The organism is Streptomyces sp. NPDC046557 (genome assembly GCF_040645975.1).
Classification (GTDB): Bacteria; Actinomycetota; Actinomycetes; order Streptomycetales; family Streptomycetaceae; genus Streptomyces.
In genome coordinates, this window is sequence record NZ_JBEYZH010000003.1 from 146632 (window position 1) to 163231 (window position 16600).

The window sequence follows — 16600 nt, forward strand, 5'->3', positions numbered from 1 at the left end:
GCGCCGTCGCACGAGCGGCCCCGGCTGCGCCGGGCTCCGTGGGGCTCCGCCCCACACGCCCCACACCCCGCGCCTCGAACTCCCCCGGACTCCGTCCGGGGGGGACCCCCACGAGGCTGGAATGGCCCGACCCCCGACCAGGGCGACGCCGGGGCCGCCGCCCGGCGGCTCCCAGGTGGCCCGTGCCCCGCCGGCGGGCTGACCTCCTAGCCCTCGCGGGCCGCCGAGGTGGGGGACATGTCCGGGTAGCGGTCGCCCGTGACCTGGGCGGCGATCGGCTCCAGCAGTGCCAGTTCCGCCTCCGTCAAGGTGATCCGCGTCGCCGCCGTGTTCTCCGCGAGCCGCCCGGGCTTGCGGGTGCCGGGGATCGGTACCACCGACAGCCCGTGCACCGCCGACCGCTGCTGCACCCACGCCAGCGCGATCTGCGCCGGCGTCGCCCCGTGAGCGGCGGCGATCTCCCGCACCGGGGCCAACAGCGCCGCGTTCGCCTTCGCGTTGTCGCCCGTGAACCGCGGCTGGTACCTGCGGAAGTCGCCCTCCGGCAGGTCCGCCGCCGCGTCCGCGAACGCGCCCGTCAGGAAACCGCGCCCCAGAGGGGAGTACGGCACGAACGCCACGCCCAGTTCCGCCGCCGCGCCGACCGCGCTGCGCTCCACGTCCCGGCTGAACAGCGACCACTCCGACTGGAGGGCCGCGATCGGGTGCACCGTGTGCGCCTCGCGCAGCTCCGCCCCCGTGACCTCGCTGAGGCCCAGGTGGCGCACCTTGCCCTCGCGCACGAGTTCGGCCATCGCGCCAACCGACTCGGCGAACGGCACGGCCGGGTCGCGCCGGTGCATGTAGTAGAGGTCGATCACGTCGGTGCCGAGCCGCCGCAGGCTGCCCTCGACCGCCTGCCGGATGTAGGCGGGGTCGTTGCGGATGCCGCGGTACTGCGGGTCGTCGCTGCGCTCTATGCCGCACTTCGTCGCCAGGGTGATCTCGTCCCGGTGCGCGGCGACGAACGGTGCGAGGAACTCCTCGTTCGCCCCGCGCCCGTACACGTCCGCCGTGTCGAAGAGGGTGACCCCGGCGGCCAGGGCCGCGTCCAGGGTCTGTCGGGCCGCCGTCTCGTCCGTGTCCCCGTAGAACTCGCTCATGCCCATGCAGCCGAGGCCCTGGACACCGACCAAGGGGCCGCCCTTGCCGAGTTCGACCCGCTCGATCTTCTTCGTGCTCTCCGTCATTGCCGTACAGCCTTCCCCGCGTAGTGATCGATCTTGTAGTCCAGTACGGCGAGCGCGTCCTTCATCTCCGAGAGCCGCGCCCGCACCTCTCGGCGGGTCCGTTCCAGCAGCTCCCGCCGCTGGTCGACGGTGTGCTCCCCCTCGCGGACCAGTTCCGCGTAGCGCACCATGTCCGCCACCGACATCCCGGTGGTGCGCAGCTTTCCGACGAAGGCCAGCCAGTCGAGGTCCTTGTCGGTGAACCTGCGCTGTCCCGAGTGGGAGCGGTCCACGTGCGGCATCAGGCCGATCCGCTCGTACCAGCGCAAGGTGTGCTGGGTCAGACCGGTCCGTGCCTCGACTTCGCTGATCGTGTACCGCGTCTGCGTCAGGCTCATGTCGACCACGCTAAATCCTTGGAGTGCACTCCAAGCAAGTAGGCTCGGCCGCATGGAGAGCCCGGAGACCTTGCAGACCCTGCGGACCATCGAGAGCTGGCCGGCGGCGACGGCAGCGGCGGCCGTCGTGCGCGCCGACGGGAGCCTCGCCGGCGCCCACGGGCCCGTGGACCACCGCTTCCCGCTGGCCTCGGTCACCAAGCCGCTCACCGCGTACGCCGCCCTCGTCGCGTACGAGGAAGGCGCGGTCGAACTGGACGAGCCGGCCGGACCGGAGGGTTCCACGGTCCGTCACCTACTGGCCCACACCAGCGGGCTGGCGTTCGACGAGCACCGGGTGATGGGTTCGCCCGGGCAGCGCCGGCTGTACTCCAACGCGGGCTTCGAGGTGCTCGGCGACCACATCGCCAAGGCCACCGGCATCCCCTTCGCCGAGTACCTGCACCAGGCCGTCTTCGAGCCGCTGGGCATGGCGTCGAGCACGCTGGAGGGCTCCCCCGCCAAGGACGGCGTCTCGACCGTCTCCGACCTGGCGCGCTTCGCCGCCGAACTCCAGGCGCCCCGACTGCTGGACGTGCGCACGGTCGCCGAGGCCACTTCCGTCGTACACCCGGGCCTCAAGGGCGTCCTGCCGGGTTACGGGCACCAGTCCCCCAACGACTGGGGGCTCGGTCTGGAGATCCGCGACGGCAAGTCCCCGCATTGGACGGGCACCACCTCCTCGCCGCGCACTTTCGGGCACTTCGGCCAGTCCGGCACCTTCCTGTGGGTGGACCCGGACGCGCGCGCCGCGTGCGTGGCGCTGACCGACCGCGCCTTCGGGCCGTGGGCCGTGGAGGCGTGGACCCCGTTCACCGACGCGGTCCTCGCCGAACTCCGCGGGCGGTAGACCGCCTCCCCGAGACTCAGGGGAGTTCGAAGATCAGCAGTTCGCCCGGGGAGCCGGCGACGATGGACAGGCCCGGCTCGTCGGTGATCCGTGCCGAGTCGCCCGGGCCGAGTTCCTCGCCGTCCAGGCGCAGGTCGCCGCGGACCACGTGCAGGTAGATGCGGGGCGCGGTCGGTACGGTGATCATTTCGCCCGCGCCGGGCCGCCGCACGCGCAGGACCGCCCCGGCCTCGGGGATCTCGTAGGGCTCCCCGTCCGCGAGACCCGGCACGAGCCGGTACGAGGGTTCGCCGCCCGCCGTGAGCGGGGCGAGCCAGGTCTGGACGAAGCGCAGCGGCGCGGGGCCGTCGTTGCGCTCGATGTGCCGCGCGCCCGACCCGGCGGCGAAGTGTTGTACGTCGCCGGCGCGGACCAGGCCGGTGTGGCCGGTGGTGCTGTCCTTGTGGGTGAGCTCGCCCTCCACCACCCAGGTGACGATCTCGGTCTGGCTGTGCGGGTGCTCGTCGAACCCGGAGCCGGGCCGCAGCAGCTCCTCGTTGCAGGCCAGGACGGGTCCGAAGCGGATGTTGTCCGGGTCGTAGAAGGACCCGAAGGAGAAGGCGTGCCGGGTGGTGATCCCGGCGGCCGGGTTCCCGCCCTCGTACCGGTCCGCGGCGCGGCGTACATCAATCATGGTGGCCACCGTAGACCCCTGGACGGGTGCTTCCGGGACGGCTCCGGCGGGCGGCCGGGAGGGCCGGCCCCGGACCCGGCTCCGCGCCGGGGCGCCGATAAGGCAGTCTTGTCCCGTGCCCCAACCCGAACGTGAGCATTCCCCCGAGACCGGCCCGACGCGTCCCGCGCACGCCGCGCAACCCGCGCATCCGCATCCCGCGACGCTGCGCCGGCTGGAGAAGTCCGCCGGTCGGCTCTCCGCGAACGCGATCGCGCGCATGGACGAGACCCTGCCGTGGTACCGGGCGATGCCCCCGGAGAACCGGTCGTGGATCGGCCTGGTCGCCCAGGCGGGCATCGCCGCGTTCACCGAGTGGTTCCGGCACCCGGAGACCCCGCAGGCGATCTCCACGGACGTGTTCGGGACGGCTCCGCGGGAGCTGACGCGGGCGATCACGCTGCGACAGACGGTGGAGATGGTCCGTACGACGATCGAGGTCATGGAGACCGCGATCGACGAGGTGGCGGCCCCGGGTGACGAGTCGGTGCTGCGCGAGGCGCTGCTGGTGTACGCGCGGGAGATCGCTTTCGCGACCGCCCAGGTGTACGCGCAGGCGGCGGAGGCGCGCGGGGCGTGGGACGCCCGCCTGGAGTCCCTCGTCGTCAACGCGGTGTTGTCGGGCGAGGCGGACGAGGGCGCGTTGTCGAGGGCGGCGGCGCTCGGTTGGAATTCGCCGGAGCACGTGTGTGTCGTCCTGGGCACGGCCCCGGACGGGGACAGCGAGCTGACGGTCGAGGCGATCCGGCGCGCGGCCCGCCACCACAAGCTCCAGGTGCTGACGGGTGTGCTGGGCGATCGTCTCGTGGTCATCGCGGGCGGCAGCGACAACCCGTTGCAGGTGGCGAAGTCGCTGATCGGGCCGTTCGCGGCCGGGCCGGTGGTGGCCGGTCCGGTGGTTCCCGACCTGTTGAACGCGACGAAGTCCGCGCAGGCCGCGGCGGCCGGTCTGAAGGCGTGCACGGCCTGGCAGGACGCCCCGCGTCCGGTGCTCGCGGACGATCTCCTTCCGGAGCGCGCGATCGCGGCGGATCCCTCGGCGAGGGAGCAGCTGGTGGAGGAGATCTACAGACCGCTGGAGGAGGCGGGTTCGGCGCTGCTGGAGACGCTGAGCGTCTATCTGGAGCAGGCGAGCAGTCTGGAAGGGGCGGCGCGGATGTTGTTCGTCCACCCCAACACGGTGCGCTACCGGCTCCGACGTGTGACCGACGTCACCGGCTGGTCGCCCTCGGATGTCCGTTCCGCGTTCACGCTCCGGATCGCCCTGATCCTGGGGCGTCTGGCCGACGGCGATCTCCAGCCCTAGACTTTTGTCGGACATCAACAATTACCCCGACGGTTCTTCGTCCCTGTCCCCACGGGCGGCGCGGGCCGGATACAAGAGAGAGTGTGAGGGTGCTCGTACTCGTCGCTCCAGGCCAAGGCGCTCAGACGCCCGGCTTCCTGACTCCCTGGCTCGAACTCCCCGGCGCCGCCGAGCGCGTCTCGGGGTGGTCCGACGCTCTCGGGCTCGACCTCGCCCACTACGGCACGAAGGCCGACGCCGACGAGATCCGTGACACGGCCGTGGCCCAGCCGCTGCTGGTCGCCGCCGGTCTGCTGTCCGCTTCGGCGCTGGGTTCCCCCGCCGCTTTCGGCGCGGTCGCCGGTCACAGCGTCGGCGAGATCACCGCCGCCGCGTACGCCGGTGTGCTGAGCGAGGCCGACGCGCTGTCGCTCGTACGGACCCGGGGCCTGGCCATGGCGGAGGCCGCGGCCGTCACCCCGACCGGCATGGCCGCGGTGCTCGGCGGTGACCGCGACGTGGTCGTGGCTCACCTGGAGAAGCTGGGGCTCACCCCGGCCAACATCAACGGCGCGGGCCAGATCGTGGCGGCCGGCACCCTGGAGCAGATCGCCGCTCTGGAGGCCGACAAGCCCGAAGGCTCCATGAAGGTCGTCGCTCTCAAGGTCGCGGGCGCCTTCCACACGCATCACATGGCACCGGCGGTCGCCACCCTGGAGAAGGCCGCCCAGGCCCTCGCCCCGGCGGACCCGACGCTGACGTACGTGTCGAACAAGGACGGCGGGGTCGTCACCTCGGGCGCCGATGTCGTCGCCCGCCTGGTCGGCCAGGTCGCCCATCCGGTCCGCTGGGACCTGTGCATGGAGACGTTCGCCGAGCTGGGTGTCACCGGGATCATCGAGCTGTGCCCGGGCGGGACCCTGACGGGTCTGGCCAAGCGCGCGCTCAAGGGCGTTCCGAATGTGGCCCTGAAGACCCCGGACGATCTCCAGAAGGCCACGGCGCTGATCGCCGAGCACGCGGCCTGAGAGAAGGAGCCCCCTCAGCATGTCGAAGATCAAGCCTGCCAAGGGCTCCCCGTACGCCCGCATCCTCGGTGTCGGCGGTTACCGCCCGACGCGTGTGGTGCCCAACGAGGTCATCCTGGAGACGATCGACTCGTCCGACGAGTGGATCCGCTCGCGCTCCGGCATCGCGACCCGGCACTGGGCCTCGCCCCAGGAGACCGTCGCCGCGATGTCGGTGGAGGCGTCGGGCAAGGCGCTGGCCGATGCCGGCGTCTCGCCGGAGCAGATCGGCGCGGTGATCGTCTCCACGGTCTCGCACTTCAAGCAGACGCCGGCCGTCGCGACGGAGATCGCGCACCGGATCGGGGCGGTCAAGCCGGCCGCGTTCGACATCTCCGCGGGCTGCGCCGGGTTCGGTTACGGCCTGACGCTCGCCAAGGGCATGGTGGTCGAGGGGTCGGCGCAGTACGTCCTGGTCATCGGCGTCGAGCGGCTGTCGGACCTGACCGACCTGGAGGACCGAGCGACGGCCTTCCTGTTCGGTGACGGCGCCGGCGCGGTGGTCGTCGGTCCTTCGGACGAGCCGGCCATCGGCCCCACGGTGTGGGGTTCGGAGGGCGACAAGTCCGAGACGATCAAGCAGACCGTGCCGTGGGACGAATACCTCGGCAAGGGCGGCGGGGGGAAGTTCCCGGCCATCACCCAGGAGGGCCAGGCGGTCTTCCGCTGGGCCGTCTTCGAGATGGCCAAGGTGGCCCAGCAGGCGCTCGACGCGGCCGGGATCACCGGCGATGACCTGGACGTCTTCATTCCGCACCAGGCCAATATGCGGATCATCGACTCGATGGTGAAGACTCTCAAGCTGCCGGACCACGTCACGGTCGCCCGTGACGTGGAAACCACCGGCAACACGTCGGCCGCCTCGATTCCGCTCGCTATGGAGCGGCTCCTGGCGACCGGAGCGGCGAAGAGCGGCGACACCGCGCTCGTCATCGGCTTCGGGGCGGGGCTCGTCTACGCCGCGACGGTCGTTACCCTCCCCTAGGGCCGGGATCGTTTTTCCCTCCCTGATCATCAATTAGCTAGAGAAGGAGCGCCTCATGGCCGCCACCCAGGAAGAGATCGTCGAGGGTCTCGCCGAGATCGTCAACGAGATCGCCGGTATCCCGACCGAGGACGTCCAGGTCGACAAGTCCTTCACCGACGACCTGGATGTCGACTCCCTGTCCATGGTCGAGGTCGTCGTCGCCGCCGAAGAGCGCTTCGACGTCAAGATCCCGGACGAGGACGTCAAGAACCTCAAGACGGTCGGCGACGCCGCGGACTACATCCTGAAGAACCAGGCCTAAGAGCCTGCCGAGCGTTTGTCGCCACCCCGCGGTGGCGCCGTGACAATTCAGCACCCCCTGAGACGTGGAGAAAGAATTCCTGTGAGCCCGACCAATCGCACCGTGGTCGTCACCGGTATCGGCGCAACCACTCCGCTGGGTGGCGACAGCGCTTCGACCTGGGAAGGTCTGCTTGCCGGCCGTTCCGGCGTCAAGCCCCTGGAGGGCGAACGTTTCGCCGAACTCCCGGTCCGCATCGCCGCTCAGGCCGCCGTGGACCCGAGCGAGGTCCTGCCCAAGCCGCTGGCCCGCAAGCTGGACCGTTCGGCGCAGTTCGCGCTGATCGCGGCCCGTGAGGCATGGGCCGACGCGGGCTACACCGCCCCGGCCGGCGAGGACGACTCGATCGTCCCCGAGCGTCTGGGCACCGTGATCGCCTCCGGCATCGGCGGCGTCACCACCCTGCTCGACCAGTACGACGTATTGAAGGAAAAGGGTGTGCGCCGGGTCTCGCCGCACACCGTCCCCATGCTGATGCCGAACGGCCCGTCCGCCAACGTGGGCCTGGAGGTCAACGCCCGCGCCGGTGTGCACACCCCGGTCAGCGCCTGCGCGTCGGGCGCCGAGGCCATCGGCTACGCCGTCGAGATGATCCGTACCGGTCGCGCCGACGTGGTCGTCGCCGGCGGCACCGAGGCGGCGATCCACCCGCTGCCGATCGCCGCGTTCGCCAACATGATGGCGATGTCCAAGAACAACGAGAACCCCACCGAGGCGTCGCGCCCCTACGACAAGGCCCGTGACGGCTTCGTCCTCGGCGAGGGCGCGGGCGTCGTAATCCTGGAGTCCGCCGAGCACGCCGCCGCGCGTGGCGCCCGCGTCTACTGCGAGGTGCTGGGCCAGGGCCTGTCCGCGGACAGCCACCACATCGCGCAGCCGGAGCCCACGGGCCGCGGCGTCGCGGCCGCGGTGCGCAACCTGCTGGACAACACGGGCCTCGACCCGGCCGAGCTGGTGCACCTGAACGCGCACGCCACGTCCACCCCGCAGGGTGACACGGCCGAGCTGAAGGCGCTGCGCCAGGTCCTGGGCGACGACCTCGACCACATCGCGATCTCGGCGACGAAGTCGATGACCGGTCACCTGCTGGGTGGCGCGGGCGGCATCGAGACGGTCGCGACGGTACTGGCCCTGTACCACCGCATCGCACCGCCGACGATCAACATCGACGAGTTGGACGACGACATCGACGCGGACATCGTGCGCGGCGAGCCGCGCAAGCTGCCGGTGGACGGTCCGATCTCGGCGATCAACAACTCGTTCGGCTTCGGCGGCCACAACGTGACGCTGGCGTTCCGTACGGTCTGACGCGCCGAACCCGAAGACCGGGAAAGGCCCGCCCGGGCGACCGGGCGGGCCTTTCGCGCGGGCCGGGCCTCTCGCGTGGGCCGGGCCGCGTGTCGTCCGCGTGTCGGGCCGCGTGTCGGGCTCAGACCACCTGGTGGAGCCAGCGGACCGGGGCGCCCTCGCCCGCGTAGCGGAAGGGCTCCAGCTCGTCGTCCCAGGGCTTGCCGAGCAGCGTGGAGATCTCCGTCTCCAGGTCGCTCTCGCCGCTCGCGGACCGGGCGAGGGCGGCGCGCAGCCGGTCCTCGGGAATCAGGATGTCGCCGTGCAGGCCGGTGACGGCGTGGAAGATGCCGAGTTCCGGGGTGGAGCTGTAGCGCTCGCCCTCGGCGGTCGGGCAGGGCTCGGCCGTCACCTCGAAGCGCAGCAGGTGCCAGCCGCGCAGCGCGGAGGCGAGCTTCGAGGCGGTGCCCGCCTCGGCCTGCCAGGAGAATTCGGATCTCCAGGTTCCGGGGGAGGCGGGCTGCCTGATCCAGTCGAGGTTCACCCGCACCCCCAGCACCCCCGCAACAGCCCATTCCACGTGCGGGCAGAGCGCGCGCGGTGCGGAATGCACGTACAGGACTCCACGTGTCGTCACCGGGACCTCCAGTGTGGGACGAGGTCGGGAATAAACTCCAGAAAACGGACAGTATGTGACGAGATGTAATGTAACGGAAATGATCTGACATTGCGTCGCGGGACCTGCGGCCGAAACGCCACGGGAAAAAGCTACCGTGCGCCAGGGGTCCTGGTGTGACGTACGGTCGCTCAGAACCCCGTAAACACAGAGCATTCACTCAGCAGGACGCCCCCGTAGGACGGGGGGCGACGAGGGAGGGACCACCCCGATGGGCACCACCGCTCCGCGCCGACGCACCCGCCGGACCCTCGCGGCGGCGGTGGCGACGGCCGCCCTGCTGGCGGGGGCGGTGACGGCCTGCGATTCCGGCGGCCCGGGGACCGAGGGCGGTCGGGGGGCGCAGGCCGGACCCCGCTGGAACACCGCCCCGAAGTCGATCGCCGCCGTGGGTGACTCCATCACCCGCGGGTTCGACGCCTGTTCGGTACTGGCGGACTGCCCCGAGGTCTCGTGGGCCACCGGCGCGGACCCCGAGGTCGCCTCCCTCGCCACCCGACTGCTCGGCCCCTCCGACGCGCCCGCGCACAGCTGGAACTACGCGGTGACCGGCTCCCGGATGGCGGACCTGGCGGGCCAGCTCACCTCCGCGGCCGCGCACAAGCCCGACCTGGTCACGGTGATGGTCGGCTCGAACGACGCCTGCCGGCCCACCACTTCCTCGATGACCTCGGTGGCCGCCTTCAAGACCGGCTTCGAGAAGGCCCTCGCCGAGCTCAGGGCCGCCTCCCCCGCGACCCAGGTGTACGTGTCCTCCGTGCCGGACCTGCAGCGGCTGTGGGAGCAGGGCAAGGACGCCCCGATGGTGCGGCAGGTCTGGAAGCTCGGCATCTGCCAGTCGATGCTGGCCGAGCCGCTGGCGTCCACGCGGGAGGCGACGGCCCGGCGCGAACGGGTCCGGGCGCGCGTGGTCGAGTACAACGAGGTGCTGCGCACCGTCTGTTCGAAGGACCCGCTGTGCCGCTACGACGGCGGCGCCGTGTTCCAGTACCCCTTCGGGACGGAGCAATTGAGCCGCTGGGACTGGTTCCACCCGGGCAAGGCGGGCCAGGCCCGGCTCGCGGAACTCGCGCACCGACAGGTGACGGCGCCCGCGCCGCCGCGCTGAACTCCCCCACCGCGCCAAGAGGACCGGTGGAGGCCGTCAGGGGCATCCACCGGTCCGGTTCAGGGGTGATTTCCGGCCATTACACGTGGAGCGTGGCCGTCAACCGCGTGTCGCCGTGCGCGTGGCTCGCGCGGACCTCGTACGCGCCGCTGATCCGCCGCCAGGACCCGGCCCCCTCGTCCCAGATCTCGAAGGCCCGCTCGGGCAGGGCGATCTCCACCTCGACGCCCTCGCCCGCGCCCGCCGCGACCGACGCGAAGCCCGCCAGCCAGCTCGCCGGGCGCTCCACGGGGTCGGCGAGCGGGGCCAGGTAGACCTGGACGACCTCCCGGCCCGGCCGGGAGCCGGTGTTGGTCAGTCGCACCCGCGCCACCGACCCGGTGACCTCCAGCGACTCGTACGTCCATTCGGTGTAACCGAGGCCGTGCCCGAACGGGTAAGCGGGGGCCACCCTCCGGGCCTCGTACGCCCGGTGCCCGATGAGGAGGCCCTCGCGGTACTCCAGCCGCCCCTCCGCGGGGACGACCTCCGTGACGGGGGCGTCGGCGATCTCGGCGGGCCATGTGGTGGGCAGTCGGCCGCCCGGCTCGGCCTGGCCGAGGAGTACGTCGGCCAGCGCGGCGCCGCCCTCCTGGCCGGGGAACCAGGTCAGCAGCACGGCGGCCACGTCCTCGCGCCAGGGCAGTTCCACCGGGGAACCGGCGTTGACGACGACCACGGTGTTCGGGTTCACGGCGGCGACGGCCCGCACCAGGTCGTCCTGGCGCCCGGGCAGCCGCAGGTCCTTGCGGTCGAAGCCCTCGGACTCGACGCGCTCGGTGGTGGCGACGACGACCACGGCGGTGTCGGCGGCCCGGGCGGCCGCGACCGCCTCCGCGATCAGCTCGTCCGCGTCCCGCCGGGGCCCGAGGTGGAGCAGCGAGAACATGATCGCCTTGAGCGGCAGGGCGCTCACGTCGGGGACCTGGAAGGTCAGGGACACCTCGACGGGCTCGCCCTCGGTCAGGGTCACGCGGGCGCGTTCGCTGGGGGCGCCGAAGAACGCCTCGAAGGGGTCGGCCTCGTCGCCCATCGACTGGACGCCCTCCCAGAGCGGGCGCCCGTCCACGGCGAGGGCGAAGGCGCCCAGGCCCCGGGTGCCGAAGGCGTGCTCGCCGCTCTCGCGCGGCACGAACGTGCCGGTGACCTCGACGCTCGCCATCGTCTCGTACGCGGCGCCGGCGGGCAGGTCCTCCCCGATCCACTGGACCTGGCCGGACGGCAGGCTGCCTTCGCCGAGGACGGCGCCGGCCGCGTCGCGGCAGATCGCACGGAGTTCGAAGCCCTTGTCGGCGGGGACGAGTTCCTCGCTGGGGTCGGCGCCGACGCTGAAGGTGAGCGACCCTGCGGGGAGCGCGGCCTCCAGACCGTCGAGCGGGGAGACGACCCGCTCGGGGAAGACCGTCGCGGAGCCGCCGCCGAGGACCCGGGCGTCGCGGGCGGCGGCGCCGATCAGCGCCACCGTGCGGCCCGGGGCGGTGTCGAGCGGCAGGGCGCGCCGTTCCTCGGACACCACCTCGTTGCGGACCAGGACGAAACCGCGGGCGGCGACCTCCCGGGCCAGGGCCGCGCCGTCGATCCCGGCCGGGGGGTCGGTGACGACGGCGTGCGCGCCTTCCAGCGCCCCGACGCGGGCGGCGAGCCGCAGGACGTTGCGCACGGCGCCGTCCACCGCCTCCTGCGGGACCTCCCCGGCGCGGACCGCTTCGGCGAGGGCGGCCCCGTAGACGGTCCGCGGGCCGGGCATGGCCACGTCCAGGCCGCCCAGGACGGCGCCGGCCGTGGAGCGGGCGGCCATCCAGTCGGAGACGTTGTAGCCGTCGAAGCCCCACTCGGCGCGCAGCACGTCGTTGACGAGGTGCCGGTGCTCGGTCATGGTCGTGCCGTTGACCCGGTTGTAGGCGGTCATGACGCCCCATGGGCGGGCGTTCTTGACGATGGCCTCGAAGGGCGCCAGGTACAGCTCGCGCAGCGGGCGCGGTGCGATGACGTTGTCCACGGTGAACCGGTCGGTCTCGGCGTCGTTGCCGACGAAGTGCTTGACGGTGGTGCCGACGCCGCCGTCCTGGACGCCGCCGACGTAGCCGGAGCCGATGGCGCCGGTGAGGTACGGGTCCTCGGAGTAGCACTCGAAGTGCCGACCGCCGAGCGGGGTCCGGTGCAGGTTGACGGTCGGCGCCAGGAGGACGTGGACGCCCTTGCGGCGCGCCTCCTGGGCGAGGAGCCGGCCGGCGCGGCGGGCGAGCGCGGGGTCCCAGGAGGCGGCGAGCGCGGTCGGTGAGGGCAGCGCCACGGACGGGTCGTCGGCGGTCCAGCGGACGCCGCGGACGCCGATGGGGCCGTCGGACATGACCAGGGAGGCCAGCCCGATCTCGGGGAGGGCGGGCAGGGACCACATGTCCTGGCCCGACAGCAGCCGGGTCTTCGTTTCGAGGTCCAGCTTGTCGAGCGCGGCCTCTACGGCGTCTTCGCGGGCCTGATCGGCATCGGTCACGGCCGTGCCTCCTCGTCTGGGGTGCGTGCGGTGTGCGGTGCGGTGCGCCCATCCTGACCCCGTCACCTGTTGAGCGGTAGGTCTTGTTATCTTCTTGTGATATCCCTATGCCGTACGGTCCTGCTGGCAGGATGCAAACGGAAGGGGAGCCGGGGCGATGGTCAGGGCGAGGAGCGAGGAGCGGCGCGGCGAGATCGTGCGCGCCGCGGTCGAGGTGATCGCGGAGCGCGGTTACCGGGGCGCGTCCCTGGGCGCGGTCGCCGAACGCGTCGGCCTGACCCAACAGGGGCTGTTGCACTACTTCCCCACCAAGGAGGCCCTGCTGGTCGCGGTGTTGGAGGAACGCGACCGCTGGGACACCGGCGGCGGCTCGCGCGCCTCCGCGGACACCTGGCGGCTCGACCTGCTCGCGTCCCTCGTCGAGTACAACGCGATGCGCCCCGGCATCGTGCAGACCTTCTCGGCGCTGCTGGGCGAGAGCGTCACCGACGGCCACCCGGCCCGGGAGTTCTTCACCGACCGCTACGCGCAGGTGCGCGGGGAGATGGCCGCGGTGCTGCGCGCGGAGTTCGGCGACCGTCTCCCCTCCGGCCTCACCCCCGAGGAGGCGGCCCCGCTCCTGACGGCGGTGATGGACGGGCTCCAGTACCAGTGGCTCCTCGCCCCGCAGTCGGTGGACATGCCGGCCGCCTTCCGCTCCTTCCTGACCCTGCTCCGCGGCCCGGACGCGGCCCCCTAGTGCTGGGGGACGGGCCCCTGTCCGGCACCCGGGGGGCAGCCGGCATCCTGAAGCCTATGAAGATCGCGGCAGCCCAGCTCACCTGTGTCCCGGCCGATGTCACGGCCAATGTCGCCGCGGCCGTCGAACTCGCCGCCGCCGCGCGGGAGCAGGGCGCCGAACTCGTGGTGTTCCCCGAACTCACCCTGACCGGCTACGAGCTGGACGCGCTGGCGTCCGACCCGGGCCTGTGGCTGACGGACGCCGAGGACCCCCGACTGGACCCGCTGCGCTCCACCGGTATCGCCACCGCCGTCAACGTCGCCCTGCGCACGACCGGACCGCGCCCCGTCCTCGCCACGCTGGTCCACGACGCGACCGGCGCGCACGTCACGACGTACGCGAAGCAGCACCTCTACCGGCACGAGCACGACGCCTTCGCCGCCGGCGCCGCCGACGGCCGCTTCGCCCTCGGCGGCATCCGCTTCTGCATCGGCGTCTGCTACGACAACCACTTCCCGGACCTGGCCGCACGCGGCGCGGCCGACGGCTGCCGGGTGCACCTGGCGAGCTCGCTCTACGGGACGGGCGACGGCATCCGGGAGCGGGCCACCGTCTACCCCGGGATCGCCCGCGACCACGGCCTGTACGTGGTGCTGGCCAACCACGTCGGCCCGGCCGGCCCGTGGACCGGCTGCGGCGGCGCCGCCGTATGGGCGCCGGACGGCACGCTCCTGGCCGAGGCGGACGACCGCACGCCGTCCGTGGTGACGGCCGCCGTCGAGGTCTGAACAGAGGGGTCCGACCGGAGGCCTCCGACCGGACGTCCGAGCGCAGGCGTCTACCAGGGCTTCGGCGGACCGAACTCCCCGACGGGGGCGGTCCGCGCCCCGCGTTCCGCGCCCTCCCCGGCGGTGTCCTCGGCTGCGGCGTCCTCGGCCCCGGCGTCCTCGGCAGCACTGTCCGCGCCCACCAGGTGCCGCGCCATCAGGGTCGCGCCCGCCACGGCGCCCGGCATCAGGAACACCGCCACCAGCGGCACCAGGAACGCCAGCACCAGCGGCACCCCGAACCCGAGCGCCAGCGCCCGCCGCCCTCGCAGCAGCGCCAACTGCTCGTCGAGGTCGACCCGGCGCCGCTGGAGGGCGACGGAGGTCAGCTCCTGGGTGAGGAAGTAGCCGGACACGCAGAACCCCATCACCGGCACCACCGTCTGCCCGATCACCGGGACGAACCCGAGGACGAACAGCGGGACCCCGTACAGCGCCACCCGCAGCAGCAGCCGCACGCTGTCCCGGCCCGAGATCCAAAGGTCCCGCCACAGGCCGCGCCCCGACTCGGGCACCTCGCCGCCCTCGGTCCGGTCGACCTGCTCGGACAGCGACTCGTAGAACGGCTGGCCGATCAGCAGGGTCACGGCAGTGAAGGTGATCACCGCGAGGAAGAGCCCGAGGGCGAACACCAGGGCCGTCAGGAAGCCCCGGAACAGCCCGAGCCAGGGCGCGGACCAGTGGTCGGCGAAGGGCGTCGCCCAGGCCGTCAGGTCGTCGGCGCCGAACCCGAGCCCGACCAGCGCGCCCGCGTACAGCACGAGCGAGACCAGCCCCGGCAGCAGGCCGAAGCCGAGCCACCGGCCGTTGCCGAACACCCATCGCTGTCCGGCGAGCAGATACCGGAAGCCCCCCACAAGATCACCCATGCGGCCCAGTTTACGGCGAAGGCCGCACCCCCAGGGGGAGTGCGGCCTTCGCTTCGGCGCGGTGCGGGATCAGACGGCCAGCTCGACCGTGATGTTGCCGCGGGTGGCCTTGGAGTACGGGCAGACCTGGTGGGCCTTCTCGATGAGGTCCTTGGCGGTGGCGACATCCACGTTCGGGATGACGGCGGAGATCTTGACGATCAGGCCGAAACCGTCGTCGTTCTTGCCGATGCCCACCTCGGCGGTGACGGTGGAGCCGGAGATGTCGGCGTTCTCGTTCTTGGCGACGACCCCGAGGGCGCCCTGGAAGCAGGCGCTGTAACCGGCGGCGAACAGCTGCTCCGGGTTGGTACCGGCGCCGCTGCCGCCGAGCTCCTTCGGCGGGTTCACGACGACGTCGAGCTTGCCGTCGTGGGTGGCGACGCGACCGTCACGGCCGTTCTCGGCGGTGGCCACGGCGGTGTACGCGACGTCGGACTGCGTGATGGACATGAAAGTGGATCCTCCATAGGAATCGCCGTGACTCGCGCCCACGATCACGACGGTGTGGAGTGAGCCTAACGGGTGAAGGAAACGATCATCTTTCCGGTGTTCTCGCCGCGCAGCATTCCGAGGAAGGCGTCCGCCGCGTTCTCGACGCCCTCGACGACCGTCTCGTCGTAGCGGAGCTCACCGGAGCGCAGCCAGCCGGCCACGTCCTGGACGAAGCGGTTCTGGATGCCGGCGTGGTCGCTGACGAGGATGCCCTGGAGGCGCAGCCGCTTGCCGATGACCTGCACGAGGTTGCGCGGGCCGGCAGCCGGCTCGGTGTCGTTGTACTGGGCGATCGCACCGCACAGGGTGGCGCGGCCGTGCACGTTCAGGGAGGAGATGGCGGCTTCGAGGTGGTCGCCGCCGACGTTGTCGAAGTAGACGTCGATGCCCTCGGGAGCGGCGTTCTTGAGTTGCTCGGCGACGGGGCCGTTCTTGTAGTTGAAGGCGGCGTCGAAGCCGTACTTCTCCGTGAGGAGCGTCACCTTCTCGTCCGAACCGGCCGAGCCGATCACCCGGGACGCGCCCTTGATCTTCGCGAACTGGCCGACGAGGCTGCCGACCGCGCCGGCGGCGCCGGAGACGAACACGGCGTCTCCCTCCTTGAAGGAGGCGACCTCGAAGAGACCCGCGTAGGCGGTCAGGCCCGGCATGCCGAGCACGCCCAGGTAGGCGGAGAGCGGGGCGAGCGAGCCGTCGACCTTGGTGGCGTGCTTGGCGTCCAAGTCGGCGTACTCGCGCCAGCCCAGGCCGTGCAGGACGTGGTCGCCCACCGCGAAGCCCTCGGCGGCGGAGGCGACGACCTCGCCGACCGCGCCGCCGTCCATCGGCCGGTCCAGCTGGAACGGCGGTACGTAGGACTTCACGTCGTTCATCCGGCCGCGCATGTACGGGTCGACGGACATGTGGAGGTTGCGCACCAGGATCCGGCCCGGGGCGGGCTCGGCGTTCACCGGGACCTCGCGCAGGGCGAAGTCCTCGGCGACGGGCCAGCCCTGCGGGCGGCGGACGAGGTGCCACTCGCGGCTCACGGCGGGGATCTGGGACATGGTGTGCTCCTGAGGCATGGGGAAAAACGGAACCCGGCGGCGAAATACTTCACTACCTGAAACAACCATGCTCCTGGATATTTCATGTTGTCAAGTAAATGGGTACGCTGGT

At 71.9% G+C, this 16600-nt stretch carries 17 protein-coding genes; 9 read left to right on the forward strand and 8 right to left on the reverse strand.

Annotated elements, in window-relative coordinates; translation table 11 throughout:
* Positions 1–206: 206 nt before the first annotated feature.
* On the reverse strand, positions 207–1229 hold the full coding sequence (locus tag ABZ934_RS09460) for an aldo/keto reductase (protein ID WP_361310652.1): 1023 nt from the start codon (positions 1227–1229) through the stop codon (positions 207–209).
* Positions 1226–1606, reverse strand: coding sequence for a MerR family transcriptional regulator (locus tag ABZ934_RS09465; protein ID WP_361310654.1), 381 nt, complete (start codon positions 1604–1606; stop codon positions 1226–1228). Before ABZ934_RS09465 ends, ABZ934_RS09460 begins: the two co-directional genes overlap by 4 nt.
* Positions 1607–1676: 70 nt before the next feature.
* Between ABZ934_RS09465 and ABZ934_RS09470 the strand changes: the two genes are divergently transcribed.
* Positions 1677–2495: a serine hydrolase domain-containing protein gene (locus ABZ934_RS09470; RefSeq protein WP_361311352.1), complete on the forward strand. Its 819-nt coding sequence runs from the start codon at positions 1677–1679 to the stop codon at positions 2493–2495.
* Between the two features lie 16 nt (positions 2496–2511).
* Here the strand turns inward: ABZ934_RS09470 and ABZ934_RS09475 are convergent, their stop codons facing one another.
* The gene (locus ABZ934_RS09475; RefSeq protein ID WP_361310657.1) at positions 2512–3168 is read right to left on the reverse strand and encodes a pirin family protein; all 657 of its coding nucleotides are present in this window, start codon (positions 3166–3168) and stop codon (positions 2512–2514) included.
* Between the two features lie 115 nt (positions 3169–3283).
* Here ABZ934_RS09475 and ABZ934_RS09480 point away from each other — a divergent pair, with 115 nt between their 5' ends.
* From ABZ934_RS09480 to fabF, 5 genes are all read left to right on the forward strand, one after another.
* Entirely contained in the window at positions 3284–4513 is a 1230-nt protein-coding gene (locus ABZ934_RS09480) for a helix-turn-helix domain-containing protein (protein ID WP_361310660.1), read from the forward strand.
* 89 nt (positions 4514–4602) lie between these two features.
* Complete coding sequence (locus tag ABZ934_RS09485) at positions 4603–5520, forward strand: ACP S-malonyltransferase (RefSeq protein WP_361310663.1); 918 nt, start codon at positions 4603–4605, stop codon at positions 5518–5520.
* Positions 5521–5539: 19 nt separating this feature from the next.
* Positions 5540–6544, forward strand: a complete 1005-nt coding sequence (locus ABZ934_RS09490; RefSeq protein ID WP_361310665.1) for a ketoacyl-ACP synthase III — start codon at positions 5540–5542, stop codon at positions 6542–6544.
* A 55-nt stretch (positions 6545–6599) separates the two neighbouring features.
* Complete coding sequence (locus tag ABZ934_RS09495; RefSeq protein WP_361310667.1) at positions 6600–6848, forward strand: acyl carrier protein; 249 nt, start codon at positions 6600–6602, stop codon at positions 6846–6848.
* Positions 6849–6929: 81 nt separating this feature from the next.
* On the forward strand, positions 6930–8195 hold the full coding sequence (gene fabF / locus ABZ934_RS09500) for a beta-ketoacyl-ACP synthase II (protein WP_361310670.1): 1266 nt from the start codon (positions 6930–6932) through the stop codon (positions 8193–8195).
* A 121-nt stretch (positions 8196–8316) separates the two neighbouring features.
* Here the strand turns inward: fabF and ABZ934_RS09505 are convergent, their stop codons facing one another.
* Positions 8317–8811: a DUF3145 domain-containing protein gene (locus tag ABZ934_RS09505; protein ID WP_361310673.1), complete on the reverse strand. Its 495-nt coding sequence runs from the start codon at positions 8809–8811 to the stop codon at positions 8317–8319.
* A gap of 250 nt (positions 8812–9061) precedes the next feature.
* On the opposite strand from ABZ934_RS09505, the gene ABZ934_RS09510 reads away from it, so the two are divergent.
* Positions 9062–9958 carry an SGNH/GDSL hydrolase family protein gene (locus tag ABZ934_RS09510; protein WP_361310676.1) on the forward strand — a complete coding sequence of 299 codons (897 nt, stop codon included), beginning with the start codon at positions 9062–9064 and terminating at the stop codon, positions 9956–9958.
* Between the two features lie 79 nt (positions 9959–10037).
* Here ABZ934_RS09510 and ABZ934_RS09515 read toward each other — a convergent pair whose 3' ends face one another.
* A complete protein-coding gene (locus tag ABZ934_RS09515) occupies positions 10038–12491 on the reverse strand; it encodes a glycoside hydrolase family 3 C-terminal domain-containing protein (protein WP_361310678.1) in 2454 nt (817 codons plus the stop codon).
* Positions 12492–12648: 157 nt separating this feature from the next.
* Here ABZ934_RS09515 and ABZ934_RS09520 point away from each other — a divergent pair, with 157 nt between their 5' ends.
* Positions 12649–13230, forward strand: a complete 582-nt coding sequence (locus tag ABZ934_RS09520; RefSeq protein ID WP_361310680.1) for a TetR/AcrR family transcriptional regulator — start codon at positions 12649–12651, stop codon at positions 13228–13230.
* A 56-nt stretch (positions 13231–13286) separates the two neighbouring features.
* Positions 13287–14000, forward strand: coding sequence for a carbon-nitrogen hydrolase family protein (locus tag ABZ934_RS09525; protein WP_361310683.1), 714 nt, complete (start codon positions 13287–13289; stop codon positions 13998–14000).
* A 50-nt stretch (positions 14001–14050) separates the two neighbouring features.
* Here ABZ934_RS09525 and ABZ934_RS09530 read toward each other — a convergent pair whose 3' ends face one another.
* The 3 genes from ABZ934_RS09530 to ABZ934_RS09540 all read right to left on the reverse strand — a co-directional run bounded on the left by ABZ934_RS09530 (position 14051) and on the right by ABZ934_RS09540 (position 16488).
* On the reverse strand, positions 14051–14908 hold the full coding sequence (locus ABZ934_RS09530; RefSeq protein ID WP_361310685.1) for an EI24 domain-containing protein: 858 nt from the start codon (positions 14906–14908) through the stop codon (positions 14051–14053).
* 69 nt (positions 14909–14977) lie between these two features.
* Positions 14978–15400, reverse strand: a complete 423-nt coding sequence (locus ABZ934_RS09535) for an organic hydroperoxide resistance protein (RefSeq protein ID WP_361310687.1) — start codon at positions 15398–15400, stop codon at positions 14978–14980.
* A gap of 65 nt (positions 15401–15465) precedes the next feature.
* On the reverse strand, positions 15466–16488 hold the full coding sequence (locus ABZ934_RS09540; protein ID WP_361310689.1) for an NADP-dependent oxidoreductase: 1023 nt from the start codon (positions 16486–16488) through the stop codon (positions 15466–15468).
* Positions 16489–16600: the final 112 nt, after the last annotated feature.

Excerpts from the sequence above, each read along its gene's own strand:
- ABZ934_RS09510 (WP_361310676.1), top strand. The coding sequence starts at position 9,062 with ATGGGCACCACCGCTCCGCGCCGACGCACCCGCCGGACCCTCGCGGCG.
- ABZ934_RS09465 (WP_361310654.1), bottom strand. The coding sequence starts at position 1,606 with ATGAGCCTGACGCAGACGCGGTACACGATCAGCGAAGTCGAGGCACGG.
- ABZ934_RS09490 (WP_361310665.1), top strand. The coding sequence starts at position 5,540 with ATGTCGAAGATCAAGCCTGCCAAGGGCTCCCCGTACGCCCGCATCCTC.
- ABZ934_RS09520 (WP_361310680.1), top strand. The coding sequence starts at position 12,649 with ATGGTCAGGGCGAGGAGCGAGGAGCGGCGCGGCGAGATCGTGCGCGCC.
- ABZ934_RS09495 (WP_361310667.1), top strand. The coding sequence starts at position 6,600 with ATGGCCGCCACCCAGGAAGAGATCGTCGAGGGTCTCGCCGAGATCGTC.
- ABZ934_RS09540 (WP_361310689.1), bottom strand. The coding sequence starts at position 16,488 with ATGTCCCAGATCCCCGCCGTGAGCCGCGAGTGGCACCTCGTCCGCCGC.
- ABZ934_RS09475 (WP_361310657.1), bottom strand. The coding sequence starts at position 3,168 with ATGATTGATGTACGCCGCGCCGCGGACCGGTACGAGGGCGGGAACCCG.
- ABZ934_RS09525 (WP_361310683.1), top strand. The coding sequence starts at position 13,287 with ATGAAGATCGCGGCAGCCCAGCTCACCTGTGTCCCGGCCGATGTCACG.
- ABZ934_RS09460 (WP_361310652.1), bottom strand. The coding sequence starts at position 1,229 with ATGACGGAGAGCACGAAGAAGATCGAGCGGGTCGAACTCGGCAAGGGC.
- ABZ934_RS09535 (WP_361310687.1), bottom strand. The coding sequence starts at position 15,400 with ATGTCCATCACGCAGTCCGACGTCGCGTACACCGCCGTGGCCACCGCC.
- ABZ934_RS09530 (WP_361310685.1), bottom strand. The coding sequence starts at position 14,908 with ATGGGTGATCTTGTGGGGGGCTTCCGGTATCTGCTCGCCGGACAGCGA.